This is a genomic window from Halalkalibacter wakoensis JCM 9140 (assembly GCF_000513095.1).
GTDB lineage: Bacteria > Bacillota > Bacilli > Bacillales > Bacillaceae_D > Halalkalibacter > Halalkalibacter wakoensis.
On record NZ_BAUT01000154.1, the window covers coordinates 1 to 1767 of the forward strand.

General features: G+C 33.6%; 3 protein-coding genes. All 3 read left to right on the forward strand.

Annotated features, from left to right (window positions below):
* The coding region (locus JCM9140_RS24260; protein WP_034751793.1) for a hypothetical protein at nt 1-402 on the forward strand (402 nt) is incomplete at its 5' end.
* A gap of 497 nt (nt 403-899) precedes the next feature.
* A complete protein-coding gene (locus JCM9140_RS21890; protein ID WP_034751795.1) occupies nt 900-1157 on the forward strand; it encodes a hypothetical protein in 258 nt (85 codons plus the stop codon).
* The gene (locus JCM9140_RS22895; protein ID WP_081727827.1) at nt 1157-1441 is read left to right on the forward strand and encodes a retropepsin-like aspartic protease; all 285 of its coding nucleotides are present in this window, start codon (nt 1157-1159) and stop codon (nt 1439-1441) included. Before JCM9140_RS21890 ends, JCM9140_RS22895 begins: the two co-directional genes overlap by 1 nt.
* Nucleotides 1442-1767: the final 326 nt, after the last annotated feature.

Sequence of the window (1767 nt, forward strand, 5' to 3'; positions counted from 1 at the left end):
GTCTATTTCTCTTTCTCTTTTAAAATGTTTAATGATTATAGGGAGAAAAGCTTAGATAGTATCATTAGTTACGATGCATCAAATTTTGATTCATTGTTGGTAAATTTCGAGTTGTTTACAGATAACAAGGAACACGCAGAAGATTTATCCGAGTTTTTGAGCCAATACAGAGTAAAAAAGATAAGTAAGAATGAATACGAAAGAGACTTGAAAGAAACAAAGGGTTTTCATGTTTTTGTAAATCCTCAAAAAGGAAAAACGACTATGAGTTTTATTTATGGAGACCTTTTGCATCTCTTTGATAGTAGTTATTATAAAGTTTTAAATGGACCGATTGATATGGATTGGGTTAATCATTTCATCAAGGAAGTGGAACAACAAAATCAATTGCTACAGTCTTAATCGGTTGTAGTCAGCCGAACATAATCACTATCATGGAAGATATTGAAGGTCGTCATGACAAAATTGATAAATATCACATATTTAAAGATGGATTATTGACCCGCTGTATTCTTTGAGGAGCATGAAAAATACTATTTCTATTTATATGATGATGTCGAATTAGCGAATGCTAATAGAATAAACATTAACGTACCAGAAAAATATGATTGGTATTATAGTGATCTTCAAACCAGAGATATAGGTTTATTATTAGGGACAATTAAAACAAAAGATTTCACAGGAGACATTCAATAAGAACATGACAATATTTCACCAACATTTATTAATAAAGGAGACTATATCTTTTTTTACTATATAAGTGAGGAGCCGTTCAATCTACCTGTGATTTTATGTGCTGCATGGATGGCTAACGGGGAGCTTATCTTTAATAAGCAGTGCTATTACACTTTACTTGATCATGATACAATATAAGTAATTATTTATGGAGGTGACTCGGGATGAAGTGGGAAGATGTATGCCAAGCTTTCCCAGAACAATGGGTATTGATAGAAGCTGTTCAAGCACATACAAATGAGAAAAGTGAGCGTATTTTAGATGAGATTGCTCCCTTGAAAAAGTTTTCTAATTCTCCAGATGCTATGAAAGCATATCAAGAAATTCATCGAGAAGATCCTAGACGGGAGTTATATGTTCTCCATACTAACCGAAAGGAGCCTAATATCATCGAGAAAAAATGGGTAGGTGTTAGGCGATAGTGAAAAAACTAATTATAGATGAGGGTTTATTACTTACGGATATGGAACTAACATTTAATGGACAATTGCTTCATTTACGACGTGTTTTAGTCGATACTGGCTCAGGAAGTACAGTTGTATCAACTGACTTAGCAGAGTCAATAGGGATTGTAGCGGAAGAGAATGACATGATATATCGTATTATCGGTGTAGGAGGGTCAGAGTTTGTATATTCGAAGACGGTTGATTCTGTAAGAATTGGAGATATGCAAACAGAAAGTTTTGCTCTAGAAATTGAGCAATGAATTATGGATTTGATTTGGATGGTATCATTGGATTGGACTTATTACAACAATTGAAAGCAGTCATAAATATAGACGAATTATCATTACAGTCAAATAGCTAAATGGCAAGTATATTAGGTGCACATCTTCTATACTTGCCGTTTTTTGTGTTATAGCTTTAATGTGGAGGTAATCAAATCTTGTGAAGGTATTCACTTAAAAGTATAGGGTGCAATAGTCCAAAAAGTATGAGTAAAAACGCACAGATTTTATCAGTGCGTTTTGGTATGCTAATCATAGTTTTGCTCTGACAAAGTTTTTGCTCAAAGAGAAATGGAGCGGAAGTC